Genomic DNA, 14,964 nt, shown 5'->3' with positions numbered 1-14,964 from the left:
ATTCTGAATTTCTCCCCCTCTCTTCCTTGTCCTCTGCGCCTCTGCGGTTATTTTTACAAATCCCATGTTAGAAGGTTCAATCCTACAACAGCTAGAAACAGCCCATCGCCATACTACCAGGCCAATTCGATTTGGTGTTTACTACAAAAATACCCTAGTTGCCCTGTGCCATGCTCTAGAAGACCATATCTTAACCGACGACGGTATACCCCTAGTGATCACAGCCTTTCAACAGGGGAAATGGTATCTACAAGAAGCTGAACGATATGCAGACATCGCCCAGCGCAGTAGCGAAATTGCCATCATGGCTGCTGCTGAATCTGGCTTTGCTGAACATCCCACAAGCCTTTTACCTAATGTAGACTTAGTGGGATTAGATTCAGTCGATCCAGTGGCGCAGGAGTGGCACTTAATTATTTTATCGCCTAAATACACAGCAATGGTAATTTGTCAAGAATTATCAGAAGCTGATTATGGCAGTACTGGAGTACCGACATCAGACTTAGAGCGCAAATTCTATGGCTTATGGACATTTGAGCCAGAGTTAGTGCAAGAAACAGCAGAAATAGCGATCGCTCACATCAGAAAATACAACCCAGAACTGGCGGAAAAACTCACAGGTAATAAACAGCAAATTGTACCGTCAATGGACAGATCCCAAAATTTAGGTGCAGTTGTCTCCCGTGTAGTAGATTACCTCCAGACTGGGCAAGATAATTTATCCATCCCCACAGCACTTCAGAAACAAACCCTAGATCGCAACCTGGTTTCTAACGAAATCCAAGCCTTTTTGCGAATGGCGCAACTGATGGATATGGCAGATGTCAACAATCCAATGGCAGCCGCAGAAGTAGTGGTACTTGCTGAGGCGATCGCCCAGCTTTTGGATCTTCCCGCATGGCAGATTAAGAGATTGCGGCTAGCGGCTTTGTTACATCGCATAGATCCATTACAGAAAGCAGAAAGCGTACTCACAGGTGGTATATCCACACGCTACCAAGAAGATGCTCCCAGTTGTCCTTTAACTTGTCCCTTAGTACCGGGGGCGCAAGTATTGCGAACCATGCCAAGGCTGCGAGCAGTTGCCCAAATTATTACTCACCAAAGCGAGTGGTGGAATGGCACAGGGGAACCAGCAGGTTTAGCTGGAGATGAAATTCCCCTAGAGTCGAGAATTTTGGCATTATTGGCAGATTTTCAGTGGCGAGTCAATGAGCGAAAATCGTCAAATCAAAGCCGGGAACAGATATTTACTCAAGCTTTAGATGAGTGCAGACAGCAACAATCTACCCGTTTTGACCCTAAACTTGTAGATACCCTAACTTTATTAGTTATGGGTTTACAACAGGGACTCGACTTACCCATCATGACACCCAAATTCAGCGCCGGCATCTGGATACTCGATTCCCAATGGGATAGCCACAGCAAGATAAGTGAAGAGATTGGTAGTTACTTTACATGAATATTGAAGCCATTAGATTAGGAAAACTCAAACAACTTCCAGGGGCAAATTTAGAAGATGAGGAACTCTCCCGACTGGATTTAAGCCGGATTAATCTTGCTGGTGCTACCCTTGTCGGCACTAATTTTGCTGGTTCTAAGCTCGAAGGTGGACATTTGGAGGGGGCAAATTTGATGGGAGCCAACCTCCAGGCAACTGACTTACGGGCGAACCTAATGGGAGCAAACCTGATGCAAGCAGATTTAACGGGCGCTGACTTGCGGGGTAGCAATTTGCGTGGTGCTAACTTGATGGGAGCAAGACTCAGTGATGTCTCATTAGTGGGTGCTTTCTTGAGTGGTGCCAATTTGATGAATGTGAACTTGCAAGGCGTAGACTTGCGCGGTGCTGACTTGCGCGGTGCAAACCTGACAGGGGTAAATCTCAAAGGTGCAGATTTGAGTCGCGCCGATTTGCAAGGGGCTTTATTGAGTGAAGCAAACCTGGAAGAAGCCGATTTGCGGGGTGCGAATTTGGCAGGGGCGAATTTTTCAGGAGCAAATTTACTCTGTGCAGAGTTAGAAGGTGCAAATTTGAGCGGCGTTAATTTGAATAAAGCGTGTGTGGTGGGTACTGTGGTTGAGACTCTTGCGTAAAGATTGCACCAAAAAGCCCAGTATCCTTGGGTATTGTTAAAATTTTTGCAGATGAAGCAGGTAAAAATTTGTGAGTCTACAAGAAGTTATCAAACTAGCAAAGCAGCTTTCAACTGTGGACAAAGTACGTTTGATCCAGCAAATTGCTCCTGATATAGAACGCGAGTTAACAGATAAACTCTCTAACTTTCCCCGACAATCCTTATGGGGACTCTGTGCTGATTTAGGAAACGCACCTTCCACAGAGGAAATTGATGTAGCCCGTAGTGAAGAATGGGCTAGCTTTCCACGGGAGGATATTTGATGCTGCGTGCTGTAGCTGACACCCATGCAGTAATTTGGTACATTTTTGGCGATTCACGATTATCAACAACTGCCCAAAATACTATAGCCCAAATAGCATCTTCTGGAGATCTGCTTTCTCCTCCATTACCCTAGCCAAAATTGTCTACTTGAGTGAGAAAGGGCGTATTTCTCCACTAACACTTGAACGACTGCTTGCATCTGTTGACACAAGTGATGCTGTACTGCTTGAAGTTCCTTGTAATAGGCATATAGCTGAAGCTTTGCGTTTAGTGAATCGCTCACAAGTACCAGATTTACCCGATCGCATTATTGCTGCTACAGCGTTATATCTGGGAGTACCAGTGATTAGTCGAGATAAGAAAATTCAATTATCCAGTGTTAATACAATTTGGTGACGGTTACATAGGTAATAGCGCTATATTTTTAGAGACAATGTTTGGGTTATTTGTCAGATTTACTTCATTTATATGTAAAGCAGTGTATTTAGTTAAAACTCAGTCGGAAAAATAACTATCCGGCTGAGTTTATTTAATGCCTCTCTAGCTGCTTTGAATATAAAACCTCAGTATTCCTTTATTAATTGTTTGGTTGAAATCATAATTAGACTACAGCATCTGCCTCACTACCATCTTTTATATTGCTGTTATCGCTGTTAATAACTTCCGCGACTTCCTCACCTAGTAATCCACCACATGCAGTCCCAACGATTCCCCCAGCAAACTGAAAGGCTTGTTCAGCAGCAGTATCTGCTATCCCTTCATTCAGTCCGGGAACAATAAATTCGTCTAAAGCCAATCCAAATGCTCCACCTGCGAAACCCCCTACAACAGATCCAATACATGCACATGTTGCTTTAACACAAAATCTGATTAGTTTTCGATTCGATCTCATAGGAGCAAGTAATACTTCAAAAGTGTTATTTTAAATCTTATTAATAACAAATATGTGCTGTCATTAGCAATTATGCTAGTTTTATATAGGTTTAAAAAAGCAAGTATTAACACTAACAAATAATGTTTAATATTAAAGGTTTTATGAATTTCTTGTTCGCCCTCGTATCCACAAAGCTAGTACACTCATTAACAACACCCCCATCACTCCTTGTAGGGGATTATTATTCACACCAGTTACCCAATCAGGAACTTGACCAGAATACTTCACTAATTCCCCAACATTAATAATGTAGTAGCCCCAGACTAAACCACCATGCAGACCAATTGGTAAACCCAAGCGTCCCCTCCGCCAACGCTTTCCCCATACTTGCGTTAACCCCAGTAGTACTAAAGCTGGAAATTGCGGCAGTGTATGAATAATTGCCTCTAAGGGTTTAATAAAGTGCAATGCAGCAAAGGCAGTTGCATCTGTCCACAGTGCCACACGCGGACTGTAATCTCGTTGTAATTCATCTAGCAACCAGCCTCGGAATAACAATTCCTCAGCAAATCCAACACCTAAGCCAACAAGTAGACCCTCTAAAAAAACTTTCAGCAAAAAAACTTTCGGTTGTTGCCACACCAACCAACCCAACAAACTTTCTACCCCAAAAAGTATCAAAATATTAATTATCCCCATAGCCAAGCCACGCAGCAAATCCACACCGTTTTGTCGCGTGAATTTTAAGCCATAATGCCGGAGAATTTGGGGCTGTTGGTAGACATATTTACCCCATAGTCTCAGAAGAAAAATAAATATTGCATATAACAATACCAATGTCAATATACTTTCTAAGTTTGAATCATGCACTAGTAAGTATATTGGTGCAGCTAATGGCAACCATAGGAGCAATAAAGTCAAAATAAAACAACCCAGCCTGATAGGGGCAGGGCGTTCAGCTAGACGGACAAAGTGTTTTTTCATACCAAGTAAGTCACCAATCACTAGTCAATACTCTATATTTCGACAAATGACCAATGACAAATTACCAATGACTATTCGTCAGGTTCAATCGTGCTACTTAAACCGTGACTTATCAATGTTTCGCAATAGAACTCAGCGTGTTCCAGAGCGCAAGTAATCACTAAAGCTAGCCCGTTAGTATGGGCTTCCATCATGATGCTAACAGCCTGGGGTTGGGTAAGGCTTGGTACAGTGGCTATTAGTGACTGCACAACATGCTCCATAGAGTTGTAGTCATCGTTATGGAGCAAAACGCGATACCGAGGCGCTAGCTTACGGGTTGTGGAAGGCTTTTCAATAGTTTCAACTGACACGGCTCTTTGCTCTTTTCTTGTTGATTCACTACTACAAAGTGTCTGTGTAGCGATCGCTTAACAGTTATTTACCTATTCTATAGTATTTCTGTTGAGATACTATGCTAGGAAAACCCTTTGCTTTCAGGGATTGGTTTTATTAGTTTTGCGTAGCCACTTGTGAGGCATATGTCTTAGACATCGTTGCCGTGAGAGTGCTAACCTAATGTTACATAACCTTCCGTTAAACGTAGCGCATTTTCATTTTTAAGAATAAGGAAGTTACAAAATAATTCTTGCCCCTGCCCAAACTGCATAATGATGAACATTAGCCTAGATTTTCTTCAACCAGGACAAATTGTGTCTTTAGAGCATGGCGACAGGAATCTGTATGCAGAAGTCATTCAATTTGTAGTTTCCCGGCAGTTGTGCTGGGTGCGTCCTTTATTAATGGTTACTTTGATTCAGGAATCGCCGCTAATTACCGATTTGCGAGATGTGTCTGACTTGCTTTGGCCTGCCAATTTGTTTCGGCCAGCATTAGACACAGAAGTAATTACCTTCTTGAGCCAAGTTTTAGCAAAAGAACCAAAAACTGAACCTGACTCAGCCGCCAAGCAGCAACTTAATCAGTTTATTCACCAACTGTGGCAAGCATACCAAGATAGTACTGAGTGCTGAGTAACGAGTGAGTGCACAGTAGTGAGGCGTTTAGAGTATTGGGTTGTTTTTTTACTCAGCACTAATTTTAGTATATACCAGCATCTTTCATGCGTTCAATCTCTTCTCGTAACCGTTCATCAGGGATAGTTAAAGCAATCTTTTTATTCAGCCCTGCCTTTACTAATACTTGTTTTACCTATTTTTAAAGTTTTATTGCTTCATTTACCATTAGATTCACTTGATATAGGCAATAAACCTCTAGACCTAAGCAATTAGAAATATCCCAAGCTAGGAACTAACTGAATTCTACCAGCATCCATCTCTGACATTAATAATTCCAGAGCTTCGTAATCAACATCAGAAATGTAACCCAGTTCTGTCAATTCTGAGTTGATTTCATTTTCTATCTCAGGAGTTAGTTTTTTAATGTCAAGAGCTTTTTCTACTAGTTTCCGAATAGCATACTGAGTTTTCATAAGTAATAACCCAACTTTATATGATACTAATTCTCCCAGATTCGCCTAAGTATAAAAAAGTGATCAAATACTAATTTACCAGTGATATAGATCACCTTTTTAATTAGTTAAATAGAAAATTTGCTATGACTATGGCGTATGCCATCAGCAACGCTAAAGTGTGAGATTTAACTTACCGTTAAGGCTTGGCTAAATTAGCTTTAGTTATAGACTAAGCAAATTTTCTCAGCATAGTTACTGATAATTTGTCTTTTTTAGGGCTGTCTATAGTTGATTGTTTTTGAACTGGGATAAAAAAAAAGTATATATAAACACATTTCAAACTGGAATTATGACAATCTTTAAACAGAGATACTAAAGCCATAAAGATTCAGCAAAGAGACCTAAGACATATGGTCGATGCAACAAAAAAGAGTTTATGTTCAAATAATCCTTAGCTTGACGCTTCAACAATTCTCAATAGGATGTAACTATGCAAGCAGTGCTTAACTATCCCAAAATTGCAGTTATTCGCCCCCAAGGCTGTTTGAATGCTGTAAACGCCTTAGAATTTGAACGAGATATGACGACAGCGTTGGCACAAAATGGTATTTCCATCTTGGTAGTAGACCTAGCAGCGGTAGAATCGTTAGACAGCGCGGGGTTGATGGCATTGTTATCTACACACAAGCTGGCTCTTAGTTTAGGACGAAGTTTCCGACTTTGCGCTGTTGCTCCATCAATTAGAATGATTTTTGAACTAACGCAACTAGATAGCGTATTTGAAATATTAAACAGTGAAGCCGAGTTAGCTGCAACATAACTTTATGTAAAAGCACAAATGTTCGGGTCAAAAGTGGACTTTATGTAAAGGAGTTATAAGTTGCAACGATAAACTTTGTTAGAAGACCTAATTCAATGCTAATGTTTGATTTGAGTAGCTGTAATTAAGGTAGCTAGAAGATAGCACAGTGGCTGTTGCAGTTGAAAAATTAATAACATCGGATATTTTAAAACCAGGGCGTTACCTGGGTAATGAGCGTTTAGCAGTACATAAAGCCTGGGATACGACAGCAATACGCTGGGTTTTAACCTACCCAGAAGTGTATGAAGTCGGTGCATCCAATTTAGGGCACATCATCCTCTATAACATCTTGAATGCCCAACCGCGTCAATTGTGCGATCGCGCCTACCTCCCAGGAAAAGACCTGGCAGCCAAACTACGCGAAACTAATACGCCATTGTTTGCGGTAGAGTCAAAGCGATCGCTTACAGAATTCGACATTTTAGGCTTTAGCCTCAGTTACGAACTGGGTGCAACTAATATCCTAGAAATGTTGGATTTAGCTGGAATACCATTGACGTGGCGAGAGAGGCAGAGAAGCAGAGAAGCAGAGCAGCAGGTGGGCAAAGGAGAAATTACTAATCTCCAGTCCCAGTTTCCGTTGATTTTTGCTGGTGGGCAAACAGCAACATCGAATCCTGAGCCTTACGCTGACTTTTTCGACTTTATCGCCCTTGGGGATGGAGAGGAACTGCTGCCAGAAATTGGTTTGGTATTAGAAGAAGGCAAACAAGCAGGATTGAGTAGGGAAGAGATATTACTGGATTTGGCACAGATACCAGGCGTATATGTCCCTCAGTTTTATGACATGGCAGAGGATGGCTCAGTTCATCCTCGTCGCTCTGACGTACCAAAACGAATTCTGCGACGGGTTGCAACTCCTATACCAGCATATTCCATTGGGTTAGTTCCCTACGTAGAAACGGTACATGACCGCTTGACGATTGAGATTCGGCGTGGTTGCACTCGTGGCTGTCGTTTCTGTCAACCAGGAATGCTGACTCGGCCAGCACGGGATGTAGAACCCGATAAGGTTGTAGAAGCAATTGAACAGGGGATGCGGGCAACTGGTTACAATGAGTTTTCCCTACTATCTCTGAGTTGTTCTGATTATTTGTCCCTACCAGCAGTGGGGATGGAAATCAAAAATCGCTTAAAAAATGAAAATATTTCTCTGACTCTACCAAGCCAACGGGTAGACAGATTTGATGAGAATATTGCCAATATCCTTGGAGGTACACGGCAAGGTGGACTGACTTTTGCTCCAGAAGCTGGAACTCAGCGGATGCGAGACATCGTGAATAAGGGTTTGACCAATGAAGAATTGTTGCGGGGGGTGAAAACCGCTTGGGAGCAAGGCTGGGATAGAATCAAGTTGTATTTTATGATTGGTTTACCAGGTGAAACGGATGCTGACGTTTTGGGCATTGCGGAAACGGTAAGCTGGCTACAGCGAGAATGTCGGGGCAAGGGCAGAAAAGCCCTAAACTTTAACTTGACAATTTCTAACTTTACGCCCAAGCCCCATACCCCATTCCAATGGCACTCAGTTTCTACCACTGAATTTAAGCGAAAACAAAACCTGTTACGGCAAGAATTCCGTCGGATAAAGGGAGTAAAGGTAAATTTTACCGATGTCCGCATTTCGGCAATGGAAGATTTTGTGGGACGAGGCGATCGCAATTTGGGCAAAGTAGTCCGCCGTGCCTGGGAATTGGGTGCAGGTATGGATTCCTGGTATGAAAATTTAGATCAAGCTTTTAGCGCTTGGGGGTCTGCGATCGCCCAAGCCGATCTAGATTGGAAATACCGCCAAGTAGAAAATGGCGAATGGAATTTGTTTCACGCACAAGATCAGAAGAGATCGGGAGATGCAGAAAATACCCAACTCCTAACTCCTAACTCTCCACTCCCAACTCCCCACTCCCTCGATACTCCCCTCCCTTGGGATCATATTGATACCGGGATTGACAAAAACTGGCTCAAAGAAGACTTGCAACGCGCCTTAGAAGCTGCAATTGTACCCGACTGCTCTTTTGAAGGTTGTTCTCACTGTGGCGTATGTGGAACCGACTTTGGCCATAACATTGTGATTGAATCACCTGCTATCCCGAAGTTCGCTGGCGAATTTGTCCCCAACACAACTAAGGCACAACGACTGCGAGTTTGGTTTGGAAAACAGGGTAATATGGCTTTGGTAAGCCACCTGGATTTAATCCGTCTGTTTGACCGAGTTGTACGGCGAGCAAGCTTACCAATTGCTTTCACTGGTGGATTTCATCCAATGCCGCGGATTTCTGTAGCAACTGCTTTGGCTTTAGGAGCCACTAGTAGTGGTGAAATTGCGGATTTTGAGTTAACTGCACCAGTGGCAGTAGATACTTTTCGAGAACAGTTGGTTCAGGAAATGCCCACAGACATACCTATATATAATGTGGAGCAGATAGATTTAAAAACTCCGGCAGCTACTCAACTGCTAGAAACAGCAGAATATTTAATTACCGTAGCAGCACTGGAAGAAGTAACACCTATACAATGGCAAGAATGGATTGATACCATCAAAGCAAAAGACGAGCTATGGTACGAGCATACAACAAAGTCAGGCAAGAGCCAGTTCATAAATCTGCGCGATCGCTTATTTGAACTGGAATTAGTAGAAACCCACAAAAACATTGCAGAATCTATATCTGTTATCCGTTATGTAGGTAGCTATCGCCAAGATGGTTTTCTATTGCGTCCTGAACAAATCCTATTTATGCTATCAACAGTGGCTAGTGGAGAATTTCAACTCCTGCACATCCACCGCAATCGGCTAATTTTAGGGGTATAATCCCTGTAGGGCAACTTGCTAGTAGTTGTCCTAACATCGCATATCGTCGGAATTGATTTTTAGCAAGGTTGCGTTAGAATGGGTTGAAGAGAAATTTTCTGGCGCTGCATTGAATTAGCTGGTTCACTACCCTGGTGTTCAGGGGGCGAAAGCAAAGATATTAGAGTGCAAATTCTAGGATTTTATCCCAGACAAACTGAGGCAGATTAAAGAACACACACTCTCTCTATAGCTACCTTGTGAATCAGTAACTAACAGCAGGCTCGGTTAGCTTCTCCAAATTCATGCTTTTTAAACAACTGCTGAATGTCTAATCCACAGTAGTGCCCAAGAGCTAGTGAGTTACTCTTCTAGAGTTGTTCGCCCTTGGCGTTCCCGTAGGGTAAACAAATGCCGTCGGTTAGGCCGATTTGCAAACGTTCACAGACGCGCAAAGCGTGGCTTAAGGTAGGGTAGCAGCTGGTATTGCTGAATATAACCCTAAGGATAAATCCAGGGAATGGAAAATAGAAATAGTTTCTTTTTCTTAACGACTTCAGTAGATTACTCTCAAATGAAGCTTCCTGAGTTAAAAACTCACTCAGGATTCAGAACTTTCAACTCAGAACTCTCTTTATTGAGAGTATTGCATCAAAAATCAACCATCCGTGGTTGATTTAATTGCTTAAACATGCAGCCGTTCTGGAATAATCCGCCGTAAAAACGCTCTTAAGAGCGCCAATAGCTATTTAACTTAGAACATCAGGTTTGCGATTTTTATCATCAGTAGCGCCTTTTGAGGGTTGCAGGGGCAACAAAGGTATAACAAACCTCCAGACCTATTGGTGCTGCCAATTTTTGAGGAAATTGAATGCCAAAACAAATTATCATCGCGGAGCAGCACCAAATTGCTGCTGTCTTTTCTGAAGATCAAATACAGGAACTCGTTGTTGCTACCGGTCATCACCAAATAGGTGATATCTACTTAGGAGTAGTAGAAAACGTATTACCTGGGATAGATGCGGCTTTTGTCAATATCGGCGACCCAGAGCGCAACGGTTTTATTCACGTTACCGACTTGGGACCATTAAAGCTAAAGCGTACCGCAGCGGCAATTACAGAACTATTAGCACCACAGCAGAAAGTTTTGGTGCAAGTAATGAAAGAGCCAACGGGGACAAAAGGGCCCAGGCTCACGGGTAATATCACGTTACCCGGACGCTATGTAGTACTGATGCCCTATGGTAGGGGCGTAAATTTATCCCGACGGATTAAAAGTGAAAGTGAACGCAACCGCTTGCGAGCACTGGCGATTTTGGTCAAACCGGCGGGAATGGGTTTGCTCGTGCGTACAGAAGCCGAAGGTAAACCAGAAGAAGCGATTATGGAAGATTTGGAGGTGCTGCAAAAGCAATGGGAGGCGATCCAGCAGGAAGCGCATTCCACCCGTGCTCCAGCACTGCTCAATCGGGACGATGACTTCATCCAGCGCGTATTGCGGGATATGTACGGCGCGGATGTAAATCGGATTGTCGTGGATTCCAGTACTGGTTTGAAGCGCGTGAAGCAGTACTTACAGAACTGGAGTGGAGGTCAAACACCGCAGGGATTGTTGATTGACCATCATCGCGATCGCTCCCCAATTTTAGAGTACTTCCGCATCAGTGCTGCCATCCGAGAAGCCCTCAAACCGAGAGTAGACCTACCTTCTGGAGGTTACATCATCATTGAGCCGACGGAGGCATTGACCGTAATTGATGTTAACTCAGGTTCCTTTACGCGATCGGCAACAGCTAGAGAAACCGTTTTGTGGACAAACTGCGAAGCTGCAACAGAAATTGCTCGCCAGTTGCGTCTGCGGAATATCGCTGGAGTGATCGTTGTTGATTTTATTGATATGGAATCGCGACGTGACCAACTGCAAGTTCTCGAACACTTTAATAAAGCACTGAAAGCAGACAAAGCTCGTCCCCAGATTGCCCAACTAACCGAACTGGGTTTAGTAGAACTGACCCGCAAACGTCAGGGTCAAAACATTTACGAATTGTTTGGTGAAACTTGTCCCACCTGTGGCGGTTTAGGACATACTGTGCGTCTGCCTGGAGAAATCGAAAACCGATTACCAATACCGGCAGAAACACCAGAGCGTGAACGTTTTGTATCCCTACCTCACCGAGAACCACGTCAGCCATCTGCCCGCGTCCCGGAACCACGAGAAACCTATGATGGGTTTGGGGAAGCATTTGACGGCGACTCGGAATTGAGTAACCTAAATCTGATCAATCATCCTAGTTATCAAGAACTTAATGATAATAAGCGTCGTACCCGCACTCGCCGCAGTCGAATTGGCATCAATGGGTTAAATGGGAAAGATGAAGCTCGGATTGTTCCCAATCCACTGGCTTTTGTCAACGAGCCAGACCTAGACCTTGATGTGGAACCAGAACTAGGAGTTGCACCAGAGATTCCCTCACCCACCCTTGGTAAACCAGGTTGGAGTGAAAGAGTAGAGCGCACTAAAATTACTAAGGCAGAGCCAGTCAAACCAGTGGTAGAACCGCCGGAGATTAGAACTGTAGAAATGAGCCTCCAAGAACAGGACATGTTTGCCTTGATGGGAATCTCTCCCTTGGTGAAGTTAGAGCAAGAGGTTAAAAATACCAAATCTGTGATTATTAACGTGATTCAGCCTGGTCAGCTGCCAACAAACCCAACTGAATCAACCTCAGAATCAAGTATTGCCCAAAAAGTAACACCTGAAGTAATTACAACCAAGTTACCAATACCAAAAGTTATTGAGCCAGAACAAAAATCTTTGATAGAAGAGACAACTGAACCAGCAGAGTTGACCGCAAACCCTTCGGGACAATTGTCTACGACAACTTCCGCCGCAAACGCGATCGCAGACGAAAGTGATGCAAACAGTGCCGCCACTGCCAGCCGCCGTCGCCGCCGTCGTTCCTCAGCGATCGAGGATAATTAATTTGCTTTATGGTGGAAACGTCGCCAACACCCTTGGAACAATCCAATTGGCTGGAGTTTTCTACCTTGTCAGGGATTCCAGGATTGGTTGCAGGTGTGGATGAAGTAGGGCGAGGTGCTCTATTTGGCCCTGTGGTAGCGGCGGCAGTGATCCTACCTAATCATGCTTTGCCAATACTGATGGCAGCTAAAATTAAAGACAGTAAAAAGTTGTCTAGTTTTCGTAGAACTCAGCTAGCACAGCAAATTTGTGGACTGGCTATAGACTGGAAAATTGGGTTTGCTTCTACTGCCGAAATTGACAAGATAAATATTTTGCAAGCGACACTGTTAGCTATGAAGCGGGCTGTGCTGAAGTTAAAAGTACAGCCTGCAATCTGCTTGGTTGATGGCAATCAGTCAATCAAAGACTTGCTACTGCCACAACAAACAATAGTTAAGGGGGACGAGCGATCGCTGGTTATTGCCTCTGCTAGTATTGTCGCTAAGGTCTGGCGTGACGATCTGGTGATGCGTCTAGCATTAAAATACCCTATGTACAACCTGGAGCGTAACAAGGGTTATGGTAGCCAGCGGCATTTGCTGGCTTTGCAACAATACGGACCCTCACCCCTACATCGTCTGTCTTTTCGTCCTTGCCAAATCAAATTACTGAGTGTTGAGTGATTACAAAATTACTCAGCATTCAGGATTGGTAATTCAGTACTGTCACCGTCAAGTCCTCTATTATCTTTGGTTTGTGATATCACCCAGTAGCGATAATCCGCCAAAAGTTGATTTAATAATCGTTGCTTGACCGACAACAGCACGCTTTTGAGCAAAGCATTGCCAGTAGCTTCTAAAATCGGCTTAGGAGTGAAGGAAAATGGTGGTGGCAAATCCACCAATACTTCTAAATCAGCCTTTCCTCGGAGGTGAGTGCCAGTGCTTAATTCTTTGGGAGACAAATGCCCTTTTAAATTGAGAGTAAAGCGCTGGTTAATATACTCGAAACCCAAGATTTCACAGCCTAGCGATCGCAAATAAATTATTCCATTTGATTCTGCCCAAACTCTCATGTCTACAGTAGGTTGAATACTCAGTGACATAAAAGTTAGCGGACGCATTTTCAAGCGAAATACTTCCTCAGAAAGTTGCTGAATCCGGCTATTGTCAACCAACGCCTTAACTAGACGTTGAGGCTGACGTAAGTAGTGCTGAATGGGAATAGGCTGCTCTGGAACAGCGATTTCAACCGATTGGGAGGCAGTAAACCGGGTAGCCATGAGCGGATAAAAATATCTGTTTCTTAATTTTAATATTTTTTAACAACTTAGTTCTGATTATTAGAAAAGTACAAAATTTATTGACTATAAAAATGATTGTTGCTTATCAGCCATACATGATTAGCAAAAAGTTGGTACGCTCATTACTATCTTTAGTTCAAGAAATATAGATAATGATTTAGCTCTTGACATAAAAATGATAATATGCATATATCTATGGTCGGAAACCAATATAATTGCTCTTAAATCTTCAGAGGAATTTAGCAACAAAACTACCAGGAAATCTATCTGGTAGAAGTGCTGTTTTTCATAATTTGTTTTCCTGGATACATATTTCGGTCTATTCGTTTAGTGCGTAAATTTTAGAGATAACAGTATCTAGTAAGAGTAGATTTGGATATATTTGCCAAGACCAAAATATCATAATCTCTGTTTAACGATTAAACTCGCAACTCAAGGCTAAAGGTATGACTTTATCGATCGCACATTTAGGGCCTCCTGGCACTTACGCAGAACAAGCAACTTTTTTTTATGTCAACTGGTTAAGCAAAAGTACGGGAATTGAAGCTATATTATGCCCCTATCCCAGCATTTCTCAATCACTGCACGCCGTCGCTAATGGTCAAGCCCAGTTAGCTGTTGTGCCAGTGGAAAATTCTATTGAAGGGAGTGTGACTACAACACTGGATACACTCTGGCAGTTAGACAGTTTGCGAATTCAGTTGGCTTTGGTATTACCCATTGCCCATATGTTAATTTCCTGTGCGTCTAGCTTAGATAGAATTAAAACTGTTTACTCTCACCCGCAAGCTTTGGCACAATGTCAGGGATGGTTAGAGCGGTTTCTCCCGACTGTACAGATTATTCCGAGTAATTCTACAACCGAAGCATTACAGCGATTAGAGCAAGAGACAACAACGGCAGCGATCGCTTCTAGTAGAGCTGCTCAACTATATAACCTGCCGATACTTGCCAGTGGCATCAACGACTATCCAGAAAACTTTACTCGTTTTTGGGTAGTAAGTCAGGGTGAAGCAGACGCTGGATACCAGACATTAAAAGCGTCTGCCAGCCACACATCGCTAGCTTTTAGTATGCCTGCCAACACACCCGGAGCATTGGTAAAACCTTTGCAAATATTTGCTCAGTTAGGAATCAACCTTAGCCGGATTGAATCTCGTCCGACAAAGCGATCACTAGGCGAATACTTGTTTTTTATGGATTTAGAAGCTGATGCTAAGGAAGCACAAATGCAATCTGCTTTAGCAGAATTAACTATCCACACAGAAATTTTAAAAATTCTTGGCGCTTACAATGTTTTGCCAATCAGCGCTGTTACTTGAGAAGTTAGGAG

General features: G+C 43.0%; 16 protein-coding genes. 11 read left to right on the top strand and 5 right to left on the bottom strand.

Going from position 1 to position 14,964, the window contains the following annotated elements; genetic code table 11:
- Positions 1-64: 64 nt before the first annotated feature.
- From F8R90_RS11710 to F8R90_RS11695, 5 genes are all read left to right on the top strand, one after another.
- Positions 65-1,462 (top strand): DICT sensory domain-containing protein, encoded by a 1,398-nt coding sequence (locus F8R90_RS11710; RefSeq protein WP_196510864.1) that lies wholly within the window; start codon positions 65-67, stop codon positions 1,460-1,462.
- On the top strand, positions 1,459-2,097 hold the full coding sequence (locus F8R90_RS11705) for a pentapeptide repeat-containing protein (protein ID WP_196510863.1): 639 nt from the start codon (positions 1,459-1,461) through the stop codon (positions 2,095-2,097). Before F8R90_RS11710 ends, F8R90_RS11705 begins: the two co-directional genes overlap by 4 nt.
- Positions 2,098-2,167: 70 nt before the next feature.
- Complete coding sequence (locus F8R90_RS11700) at positions 2,168-2,401, top strand: hypothetical protein (RefSeq protein ID WP_196510862.1); 234 nt, start codon at positions 2,168-2,170, stop codon at positions 2,399-2,401.
- The gene (locus F8R90_RS33425) at positions 2,401-2,535 is read left to right on the top strand and encodes a hypothetical protein (RefSeq protein WP_269141755.1); all 135 of its coding nucleotides are present in this window, start codon (positions 2,401-2,403) and stop codon (positions 2,533-2,535) included. The genes F8R90_RS11700 and F8R90_RS33425 overlap by 1 nt, the downstream gene beginning before the upstream one ends.
- 14 nt (positions 2,536-2,549) lie before the next feature.
- A complete protein-coding gene (locus F8R90_RS11695; RefSeq protein WP_196510861.1) occupies positions 2,550-2,798 on the top strand; it encodes a PIN domain-containing protein in 249 nt (82 codons plus the stop codon).
- A 205-nt stretch (positions 2,799-3,003) separates the two neighbouring features.
- Here F8R90_RS11695 and F8R90_RS11690 read toward each other — a convergent pair whose 3' ends face one another.
- The 3 genes from F8R90_RS11690 to clpS form a co-directional block, all read right to left on the bottom strand.
- Positions 3,004-3,198, bottom strand: a complete 195-nt coding sequence (locus F8R90_RS11690) for a hypothetical protein (protein ID WP_196510860.1) — start codon at positions 3,196-3,198, stop codon at positions 3,004-3,006.
- 237 nt (positions 3,199-3,435) lie between these two features.
- Positions 3,436-4,260, bottom strand: coding sequence for a CPBP family intramembrane glutamic endopeptidase (locus tag F8R90_RS11685; protein ID WP_196510885.1), 825 nt, complete (start codon positions 4,258-4,260; stop codon positions 3,436-3,438).
- 71 nt (positions 4,261-4,331) lie between these two features.
- Positions 4,332-4,613: an ATP-dependent Clp protease adapter ClpS gene (gene clpS / locus F8R90_RS11680; RefSeq protein WP_104907504.1), complete on the bottom strand. Its 282-nt coding sequence runs from the start codon at positions 4,611-4,613 to the stop codon at positions 4,332-4,334.
- A 300-nt stretch (positions 4,614-4,913) separates the two neighbouring features.
- Between clpS and F8R90_RS11675 the strand changes: the two genes are divergently transcribed.
- Positions 4,914-5,273: a hypothetical protein gene (locus tag F8R90_RS11675; RefSeq protein WP_196510884.1), complete on the top strand. Its 360-nt coding sequence runs from the start codon at positions 4,914-4,916 to the stop codon at positions 5,271-5,273.
- 254 nt (positions 5,274-5,527) lie between these two features.
- On the opposite strand, the gene F8R90_RS11670 is transcribed toward F8R90_RS11675, so the two are convergent.
- Complete coding sequence (locus F8R90_RS11670) at positions 5,528-5,731, bottom strand: hypothetical protein (RefSeq protein ID WP_190892880.1); 204 nt, start codon at positions 5,729-5,731, stop codon at positions 5,528-5,530.
- Positions 5,732-6,203: 472 nt separating this feature from the next.
- Here F8R90_RS11670 and F8R90_RS11665 point away from each other — a divergent pair, with 472 nt between their 5' ends.
- The 4 genes from F8R90_RS11665 to F8R90_RS11650 all read left to right on the top strand — a co-directional run bounded on the left by F8R90_RS11665 (position 6,204) and on the right by F8R90_RS11650 (position 13,011).
- Positions 6,204-6,533, top strand: coding sequence for an STAS domain-containing protein (locus tag F8R90_RS11665; protein ID WP_190892879.1), 330 nt, complete (start codon positions 6,204-6,206; stop codon positions 6,531-6,533).
- Between the two features lie 148 nt (positions 6,534-6,681).
- A complete protein-coding gene (locus F8R90_RS11660) occupies positions 6,682-9,384 on the top strand; it encodes a TIGR03960 family B12-binding radical SAM protein (RefSeq protein WP_196510859.1) in 2,703 nt (900 codons plus the stop codon).
- Between the two features lie 850 nt (positions 9,385-10,234).
- Positions 10,235-12,346, top strand: coding sequence for an Rne/Rng family ribonuclease (locus F8R90_RS11655; RefSeq protein WP_196510858.1), 2,112 nt, complete (start codon positions 10,235-10,237; stop codon positions 12,344-12,346).
- A gap of 8 nt (positions 12,347-12,354) precedes the next feature.
- Positions 12,355-13,011: a ribonuclease HII gene (locus tag F8R90_RS11650; protein ID WP_196510857.1), complete on the top strand. Its 657-nt coding sequence runs from the start codon at positions 12,355-12,357 to the stop codon at positions 13,009-13,011.
- Between the two features lie 8 nt (positions 13,012-13,019).
- On the opposite strand, the gene F8R90_RS11645 is transcribed toward F8R90_RS11650, so the two are convergent.
- The gene (locus tag F8R90_RS11645; RefSeq protein WP_196510856.1) at positions 13,020-13,610 is read right to left on the bottom strand and encodes a DUF1997 domain-containing protein; all 591 of its coding nucleotides are present in this window, start codon (positions 13,608-13,610) and stop codon (positions 13,020-13,022) included.
- 467 nt (positions 13,611-14,077) lie between these two features.
- Between F8R90_RS11645 and pheA the strand changes: the two genes are divergently transcribed.
- Positions 14,078-14,953, top strand: coding sequence for a prephenate dehydratase (gene pheA / locus F8R90_RS11640; protein ID WP_196510855.1), 876 nt, complete (start codon positions 14,078-14,080; stop codon positions 14,951-14,953).
- Positions 14,954-14,964 lie beyond the last annotated feature (11 nt).

It is taken from the genome of Nostoc sp. NZL, from assembly GCF_015714705.1.
Taxonomy (GTDB): Bacteria; Cyanobacteriota; Cyanobacteriia; order Cyanobacteriales; family Nostocaceae; genus Nostoc; species Nostoc foliaceum_A.
Note: the sequence above shows the minus strand (reverse complement) of the source record. Positions and strands in the feature narration are given on the sequence as shown.

Excerpts from the sequence above, each read along its gene's own strand:
- F8R90_RS11650 (WP_196510857.1), top strand. The coding sequence starts at position 12,355 with ATGGTGGAAACGTCGCCAACACCCTTGGAACAATCCAATTGGCTGGAG.
- F8R90_RS11710 (WP_196510864.1), top strand. The coding sequence starts at position 65 with ATGTTAGAAGGTTCAATCCTACAACAGCTAGAAACAGCCCATCGCCAT.
- pheA (WP_196510855.1), top strand. The coding sequence starts at position 14,078 with ATGACTTTATCGATCGCACATTTAGGGCCTCCTGGCACTTACGCAGAA.
- F8R90_RS11655 (WP_196510858.1), top strand. The coding sequence starts at position 10,235 with ATGCCAAAACAAATTATCATCGCGGAGCAGCACCAAATTGCTGCTGTC.
- F8R90_RS11665 (WP_190892879.1), top strand. The coding sequence starts at position 6,204 with ATGCAAGCAGTGCTTAACTATCCCAAAATTGCAGTTATTCGCCCCCAA.
- F8R90_RS11705 (WP_196510863.1), top strand. The coding sequence starts at position 1,459 with ATGAATATTGAAGCCATTAGATTAGGAAAACTCAAACAACTTCCAGGG.
- F8R90_RS11645 (WP_196510856.1), bottom strand. The coding sequence starts at position 13,610 with ATGGCTACCCGGTTTACTGCCTCCCAATCGGTTGAAATCGCTGTTCCA.
- F8R90_RS33425 (WP_269141755.1), top strand. The coding sequence starts at position 2,401 with ATGCTGCGTGCTGTAGCTGACACCCATGCAGTAATTTGGTACATTTTT.
- F8R90_RS11675 (WP_196510884.1), top strand. The coding sequence starts at position 4,914 with ATGAACATTAGCCTAGATTTTCTTCAACCAGGACAAATTGTGTCTTTA.
- F8R90_RS11685 (WP_196510885.1), bottom strand. The coding sequence starts at position 4,260 with ATGAAAAAACACTTTGTCCGTCTAGCTGAACGCCCTGCCCCTATCAGG.
- F8R90_RS11670 (WP_190892880.1), bottom strand. The coding sequence starts at position 5,731 with ATGAAAACTCAGTATGCTATTCGGAAACTAGTAGAAAAAGCTCTTGAC.